The organism is Streptomyces sp. CO7 (assembly GCF_053474865.1).
In genome coordinates this window covers 42,402-48,921 of sequence record NZ_JBRIOU010000003.1, presented here as the reverse complement: position 1 = coordinate 48,921, position 6,520 = coordinate 42,402, and the positions used below count along the sequence as shown (strand labels likewise).

Here is a 6,520-nt window from a genome sequence, read left to right as displayed (position 1 = left end):
CCGTTCCCCCGCCGTGCACCCGGACACCCGAGGAGCCGGCGACGACCGCCGCGTCCGCACCCGCGGCTTCGGTCGCGGCAGCGCCCGAACCGACAGCCCCGGCTGCCGCCGCAGAGGTGACGCCCGAGGCGACCTGTGCCGCCGACCCCGACCCCGACCCCGCGGTCGTCGCCACCGTGCCCGCCGCGTCCACCGCGCCCACCGCGCCCACCGGCGGAACGTTCGCCTCGCTCGCCCTCGTGGTGGACCAGGGGACCGCCGCCGCCCGCCGTCACGTGCTCGCCCTCTTCCGCGCCGTGACCGGTCTTCTCTTCGCCTGTCACGGAGCCGCGTCCCTGTTCGGCGTCCTCGGCGGAGCCCACGGCACCGGGGGTACCGTCCCGGCCGGCGCCTGGCCGGGGTGGTACGCCGCCGTCATCCAGCTCGTCGGCGGCAGCCTCGTCCTGCTCGGGCTCGGCACCCGTACCGCCGCCCTGATCTGCTCCGGCTCGATGGCCTACGCGTACTTCGGTGTCCACCAGGCCCGCGGGCTGTGGCCCCTGGAGAACGGGGGTGAACCGGCCGCCCTCTTCTGCTGGTCGTTCCTCCTTCTGGTCGCGTCCGGCCCGGGCGCCCTGTCGCTGGGCGCCCTGACCGGCCGTCGGTTCAGCGCGCGGTCGTCCAGCCGAACGGAACCGTGAAGCAACCCACCCTGGCTCCGGAGGAACCCGGCTTGTCGTGGATGACCACGGAGGACGCGCCGCCCTTGCGGAAGCCCCAGTCGTGGTGAGCCGTCGCCTTGCCGGAGCCCTTGCCGTCCGCCGTGAAGTCCAGCCAGACCTCGTTACGGGGGTTCACCGCGGACGGGTCGGTGGACGGCCGGTGCTGGTAGTGCCCGCCCGCCGCGGCGGGGTCGGCGGCACACGGCTTGGTGTGCACGTGGACCCCGTAGGTGTGACCGGCCTTCAGCCCCTTGGCGCGCAGGGTCACCGTGGTCGCCCCGTCGACCGCCGTCCGCTGGCCGACCTCCACCCAGGAGCCGACCGGCACCAGCTTTTTGTCGTAGGTGAACGCCGTCGTCGCCTTCTTCTTCCCGGCGAACACGCCGTCGGTCGTCATCGTGTAGCCCGGCCGCCCGCTCTTCCCGTGCTGCCCGCCGTCGTCCGCGACGGCCACCCCGCCTGCTCCCAGTACGGCCGCCGCCGCGACCCCCGCGCACACTCCGACCCAAGCCGCCATCTCCGCCGCTCCTCGCTGTCGTCACTGCTCACCGTCGGTCTGCACCTCCGTTGATACGTGAGGCGGCCGCGCCGCGCTCGTCGGGCACCGGCACAAGGAGGAACGTGATCTTGCGGGCATACGTGCCCCTCATGCACGCCAATCACCTGATCGGCGTAGTCTTTGCCAGTTGTCCGCCATCGGCCGCCCTTGCCGCCCCCTGCGACGCCGCGGCCCGGCACCAGCCGGGAGAGAGGTCCGGGAGGAAGCCGTGTGGGAGAGTGCCGGAACGCTGGCCACCAGTCCGTGGATCTACGGGCTGATCGCGGCCTCCATCCTGCTCGACGTCTTCCTGCCGGTTCTGCCCAGCGGCATCCTGGTCGCCGCCGCGGCCACCGCCGCCGCTGCCGAGACCGGCGCGGCCGCCGTGGGCGCCGACGGGGTGGACGGAGCGGCCGCGGCCACCGCCCTTCCCGATCTCCTGGTCCTGGTCGCCTGCGCGGCGACCGCCTCGGTCCTCGGCGATCTGGCCGCGTTCCGGGTGGGCCTGCGCGGCGGACGGCGCCTGGACCAGGTGATGGCCCGCTCACGCCGGCTGCGCACCGCGCAGGCCCGCCTGGGCGTCGCTTTGGCGCACGGCGGCGGCGCGCTCGTCCTGGTGGCCCGTTTCGCCCCCGCGGGCCGTTCGGTGGTCAGTTTCGGCGCGGGCGTGGCGCAGCGACGGGTGGGCGAGTTCCTGCCCTGGTCGGTGCTGGCCGGGATCAGCTGGGCGGGCTACAGCGTGGCTCTCGGGTACTTCGGCGGCGAGTGGCTGGGAGCGGGCTGGCTGGCCACGGCGGTGTCGGTGCTCGCCCTGTTCCTGGCCGGGTCGGCCGCCGCCCTCCTGCTGCGCCGTCCGGCGTCCGAGGCGGGCGGCGCGGCCCCCGGCGGCCCCACCTGGGGACGTCCGCGCGGCACGTGAGTCCACGGCCCCCTCCTGCCGGGCCCGGGCCGAACACGCCCCCGCCCCCGCCGGCTGAGGCCGGCGGGGGCGGGGGGCAGGTCGGTCGGGGTCAGCGGCGACCGTGGTGGCGGCCGTGGTCACGCTCGCGGTCGTAGCGGTCACGGTCGTAGCGGTCGCGGTCGTAGCGGTCGCGGTCGCGGTCGTAGCGGTGGTCACGGCCGTGGTGCCTGCCGTGGTCGCGGCACCGCTCGCCACGCCAGTGGTGGCGGCCGTGGTCGCGGTGGTTGTGACAGCGGCGGTCGCGGCAGCGGTCTCCACGCCAGTGGTTGTGGCCGTTGTGCTGGTGGCAGTGCCGGTCCGCGCTGACGCTCTGCGTGGCCGAGGCGGTGGCCGAGGCGGTGGCCGAGGTCGCCGGCGCGGCCGACGCGGTGCCCGCGCCCAGACCCGCGACGAGCGCCAGGGCGGCGACTGTGGTAGCGGCGAATTGGCGGATGCGCATGATCCCCTCCATGGACGGCGTGACGCGCGCACCCCGGGCGGCTGCCCGGAAGGTACGTTTCCGCGTCCCGATGGACTTGCACCTCCGTTGTACGCACCCCATTGGCCCGGTTGCTGCATTATGCGAGGTCTGTCCCCCGTTCGGCCCAGCGCGTGGAGTCCGCCCACAGCGCGGAGGCGTGCGGCAGGCCCGACGGACCACGGACCCCCTCGGTCGCCCGGCCCGACGTGGCCGGCGGGCATGCCGAGCCTCCGGGCCGCGCCGAGCGACCAACCTCATCGCGGGCCGGGGCCACCCTGGGCGACCGGGCTCACCGCGGGCCGGGGTCGCTGAACGACCAGCTTCCGCCTCGGCAGGGCCGCCGGACGACCTCCGCCCTGGCCACGCCCGCGGAACGACCGACCTCACCTTGACCAAGCTCGCGGAACGACCGGCCTCGCCCGGACTCCGGGCCGGCCGACGACAGGCCTGACCCCGGCGCCTTCGCCCTGCTGGGCGGCACCTCCCGCCCAGCGACACCACCGACCCGGCGACACGCCTGGCGGCCCGCGGCCCCGGCGGGAGGCAGGAGGGAGCTCCCCTACGCGGTCGGGGCCGGAGCCTTGCTCCCTCTCACCTCCAGGTGGGCGAGCAACTCGGCCGTGGCCTCGGCGACGGCATCCACCGCCGCGTCGAACACCTCACGGTTGTGGGCGGCGGGCGCCCGGAACCCCGAGACCTTCCGCACGTACTGCAGCGCGGCGGCCCTGATCTCTTCCTCCGTGGCCTCGCCCGGCAACACGGGCGGACGGAGCGTCTTGATGCTGCGACACATACGTCAAGTGTCGCGCGGACCGCCCACCGCGGAAGCGTTTCCGCGCAGACGGGGACGCACGGACACTGGCCCCGGCCGACCTCCGCCGTCAGGGCCGCCGCGCCACGAAGACCAGCTCCCGCCCCGGCCGGTCGGGCGCGTCCCGCACGTCCTCCAGCACGAAACCGTGGTCGGCGAGATCCCGCTCCACCTCGTCGCACTCCCGGAACCGGAGCGTCGAGTCCGAGGTCAGCACCGCCCCGTCGGAGGCGAAGACGTACGTCCAGCGGAACGCGACCAGCGGCGGGCTCACGTCCACCAGGTCGACCCAGCTCTCGACCGTGCCCACCCCTTCGATCTCCGTGACGCCCCAGGACGCCTCCCGGGTCCATTCCTCCCAGCCGCGCCGCGCCGGGTCACGGGTCTCGAACACCAGCCGTCCGCCCGGCCGGAGAGCCTCGTGGGCCCCTCGCAGCGTCCCGGCCCACACCTCGGGGTCGACGATCGCCTGGGCCACGTTCGCCGTCATCGTCGCCAGGTCCACCCGCAGCGGCGGCAGATCCGTCGCGTCGCCGTGGATCCACCGGACGCGCCCGGCCCCCGGCTTGGCCCGGGCCACATCGAGGGACGCCCCGGCGGGATCGACGCCGACCACCTCGACCCCCCGGCCGGCCAGCAGAAGCGCGAAGACGCCCGTTCCGCAGCCGATGTCCAGGACCCGGCGGGCTCCGAACTCCTCCGCCATCCGCAGATACGCGCCGAGATCACCGCGGTCGGGGTCGAGCGGGTCGTAGATCGCGGCGAGCCGTGGATGCCTGAAGCCTTCGTCCGTCATGCCGCGCAACATAGGCCGCGCCGTCGCGGCCCACCAGGGATTTTTCGCCGACGCCCGATCAAACGTCGACAACGCGGGACACCCGTTCGAGGGAAACCGACGGGTCGAACTCGCTTCAAGAAATCGAACAGGCGTAGCATTGTCGATGTGGCCAAGACCTACGACTTCCCGAGCGACCTGCTCGACGGTCAGGCGGAGTTGCATCAGGTCAGGGCCGAGCTCTCGGCCCTCCTGAAGCGTCTCCCCTGGTCCGTCGCGCCCCACGACGGTTTCAGCGACGACAACGGCTGGCGCAAGGTCGAGCGCCCCGCCTCCCCCGGCTGGTCCCCGGACGAACAGGCCTACGTCGAGAAGCTGCGCCGCCGCGAGCACGAACTGGCGGTGTTCGTGACCACCCACCCTTTCTGGCAGGACGTCCAGGGCGCCGACGCCGTCGAGGCACGCTCGGGCGTGAAGCACGCCACGGCCCGGCCCGACGACGCCTGACACCACCGGCACCCACCACCGCCCCGCCACGTCCGCGGCCCCGACCGCCGACACAACCGCCTTCGCCGCTCAGGTAGCCGTCACCGGTACCCCGTGACGTCCGCCTCCCGTCCGGCGTCCTGGACCTCGACGATGTACCGCCAGGCGTCCGGGCGGGGGCGGCTGCCGTCGCGGTCGGTGAAGCCGTACTCCTTGGCGAGGCCGCCGCTGGAGAGGGAGCGCCCGTTCCCGCGGCTCACCTCGGAGTCGGCGGCCAGCGCCGCGCCGGCCCGTCCCACAACCAGCAACCACCACTACCACCACCGGCACCGGCTCGCGCTCTTCGCGCACGGCCGTCCGCGGCGATCTTGCGCAGCGCCCGCCCTCCGTCAAGCGGATTCGTGGTATTCGCGATGCTCATCGACCGCCCGCCAAGGCACGTCAATTGGGGGCCAGTTGGGATATCTCCACGCGGAGGAGGAAGAGGGAGGCTACGTCCACCCACCCGCGAGAGGGGACCTCCGCAGATGAGCAGTCTCACCACCAAGGCGTTCTGGAAGGCCACCGCCGAGCGCGCGGTCCGCACCTTCGCCCAGGGCACCCTCGGCGCGATCAGTGCCGACGGCATCGGCATCCTGGACGTCGACTGGGGCGAGGCCTTCGGCATCGGCGGGCTCGCCGCCGTCCTGGCGGTCCTCACCGCGATAGCGGCCAGCGGCAGCGGGACCGAGGGCCCCGGCATCACCGAGACCGTCGTCACCGCGGCCTCGACGGCCGCCCGTGCCGACCGTGCGGCCGCCCCGCCCACCGGCCCGACGACGCGTTGACCGCCAGGCCGGGGACGACCGGCGTCTAGTAGCGGCCGGTGATCCCCCGCGCGGCGAGGACGTCCTTCGCGCCCGGGATCATGTGCTCCAGGGCGCGCACGCCGGTGAACACCTTGAGGTTCGGCAGCAGGTCCAGGTCCTCCAGCGACTTCACGTCGAACAGGTCGTCCTCGCCGTCCCACACCGGGGCGCACTCCATGTAGACCCGATGCCCGCCGTCGAAGGTCAACTCCTCCACCGTGGCCAGCAGTTCCGCCGGTATCTCCAGGGCCTCGAAGTAGGCTCTGGCCTCGTCGAAGACCTGGTACTCCAGGTCGTGCTCCTCGGCGTATTCGTGCAGGTCGTCCACGCCTCGCTCCGCCATGAGCCGGCCCAGGCCGAACGCCGGGACGAGGGTCTTGTCCCAGTACATGAGCTTCTCGACGACGAGAAGCTTGAAGTTGAAGTCGCGGAAGGCGGTCATGCCCCAGATATAACAGCGCGGTACGACAGTGCGGGTGGGTCGCCCGCACAGGCGGACCAAGGCCATGGCCGACGCCCACACCCGGCACCACTCCTCCGTCCGCGCCCACGGGACCGACCTCCCGGAGGTGACGGAGTGGACCCGGACCGCTGAAGGGCCCTCCCCTGCCGTCGGCGAGGACGTCGAAAAGGCCCCCGCGACCATGATCGCGGGGGCCTTTGCGCTGGTGCGCGCGGACGGTTTCGAACCGCCGACATCCGCCTTGTAAGGGCGGCGCTCTACCGCTGAGCTACGCGCGCAGGACAATACGAGCCGACAGCCTACCTTGCCTCGCCCGGCGCCCCGCAAACCGTCCGCCCGGGGAGCGAACTGCCGGGGCCGTGTGGCGCGTCGACACAGGTGGGACAATGACGGGGTCGGCCCGGCGGTGTGACGGGGAGTGGATGTGTCGGACAAGTCGTGGACGCCGGGGCCGGTCAAGGACGTGGTGGCCCTGAT

At 73.4% G+C, this 6,520-nt stretch carries 9 protein-coding genes, 1 tRNA gene and 1 pseudogene; 4 read left to right on the top strand and 7 right to left on the bottom strand.

The annotated features are described in order from the left end of the window. Window positions 1–242 precede the first annotated feature (242 nt). Window positions 243–680 carry a DoxX family protein gene (locus tag ACOV8S_RS10080; protein WP_448317889.1) on the top strand — a complete coding sequence of 146 codons (438 nt, stop codon included), beginning with the start codon at window positions 243–245 and terminating at the stop codon, window positions 678–680. Here the strand turns inward: ACOV8S_RS10080 and ACOV8S_RS10075 are convergent. Further along, window positions 646–1,218 carry a superoxide dismutase family protein gene (locus tag ACOV8S_RS10075; RefSeq protein ID WP_351115826.1) on the bottom strand — a complete coding sequence of 191 codons (573 nt, stop codon included), beginning with the start codon at window positions 1,216–1,218 and terminating at the stop codon, window positions 646–648. The genes ACOV8S_RS10080 and ACOV8S_RS10075 overlap by 35 nt on opposite strands. Window positions 1,219–1,468: 250 nt before the next feature. Here ACOV8S_RS10075 and ACOV8S_RS10070 point away from each other — a divergent pair, with 250 nt between their 5' ends. Further along, the gene (locus ACOV8S_RS10070) at window positions 1,469–2,158 is read left to right on the top strand and encodes a DedA family protein (protein WP_448317453.1); all 690 of its coding nucleotides are present in this window, start codon (window positions 1,469–1,471) and stop codon (window positions 2,156–2,158) included. A 91-nt stretch (window positions 2,159–2,249) separates the two neighbouring features. Here the strand turns inward: ACOV8S_RS10070 and ACOV8S_RS10065 are convergent, their stop codons facing one another. The 3 genes from ACOV8S_RS10065 to ACOV8S_RS10055 all read right to left on the bottom strand — a co-directional run bounded on the left by ACOV8S_RS10065 (window position 2,250) and on the right by ACOV8S_RS10055 (window position 4,267). Next, window positions 2,250–2,639, bottom strand: coding sequence for a hypothetical protein (locus ACOV8S_RS10065; protein ID WP_448317452.1), 390 nt, complete (start codon window positions 2,637–2,639; stop codon window positions 2,250–2,252). A gap of 580 nt (window positions 2,640–3,219) precedes the next feature. Next, entirely contained in the window at window positions 3,220–3,453 is a 234-nt protein-coding gene (locus ACOV8S_RS10060; RefSeq protein ID WP_351115822.1) for a DUF2277 domain-containing protein, read from the bottom strand. 88 nt (window positions 3,454–3,541) lie between these two features. After that, window positions 3,542–4,267 carry a class I SAM-dependent methyltransferase gene (locus ACOV8S_RS10055; protein ID WP_448317451.1) on the bottom strand — a complete coding sequence of 242 codons (726 nt, stop codon included), beginning with the start codon at window positions 4,265–4,267 and terminating at the stop codon, window positions 3,542–3,544. Window positions 4,268–4,414: 147 nt separating this feature from the next. Here ACOV8S_RS10055 and ACOV8S_RS10050 point away from each other — a divergent pair, with 147 nt between their 5' ends. Continuing rightward, window positions 4,415–4,753 (top strand): hypothetical protein, encoded by a 339-nt coding sequence (locus ACOV8S_RS10050; protein ID WP_351115819.1) that lies wholly within the window; start codon window positions 4,415–4,417, stop codon window positions 4,751–4,753. Between the two features lie 80 nt (window positions 4,754–4,833). Here ACOV8S_RS10050 and ACOV8S_RS10045 read toward each other — a convergent pair. Further along, window positions 4,834–5,031: pseudogene (locus tag ACOV8S_RS10045) on the bottom strand (short-chain dehydrogenase); the annotation flags it as partial. Window positions 5,032–5,259: 228 nt separating this feature from the next. On the opposite strand from ACOV8S_RS10045, the gene ACOV8S_RS10040 reads away from it, so the two are divergent. Beyond that, a complete protein-coding gene (locus tag ACOV8S_RS10040; protein ID WP_448317450.1) occupies window positions 5,260–5,559 on the top strand; it encodes a holin in 300 nt (99 codons plus the stop codon). 25 nt (window positions 5,560–5,584) lie between these two features. On the opposite strand, the gene ACOV8S_RS10035 is transcribed toward ACOV8S_RS10040, so the two are convergent. After that, window positions 5,585–6,022: a DUF6892 domain-containing protein gene (locus ACOV8S_RS10035; RefSeq protein WP_448317449.1), complete on the bottom strand. Its 438-nt coding sequence runs from the start codon at window positions 6,020–6,022 to the stop codon at window positions 5,585–5,587. A 224-nt stretch (window positions 6,023–6,246) separates the two neighbouring features. Continuing rightward, window positions 6,247–6,321: transfer RNA gene (locus ACOV8S_RS10030), tRNA-Val, on the bottom strand. Between the last annotated feature and the right edge of the window lie 199 nt (window positions 6,322–6,520).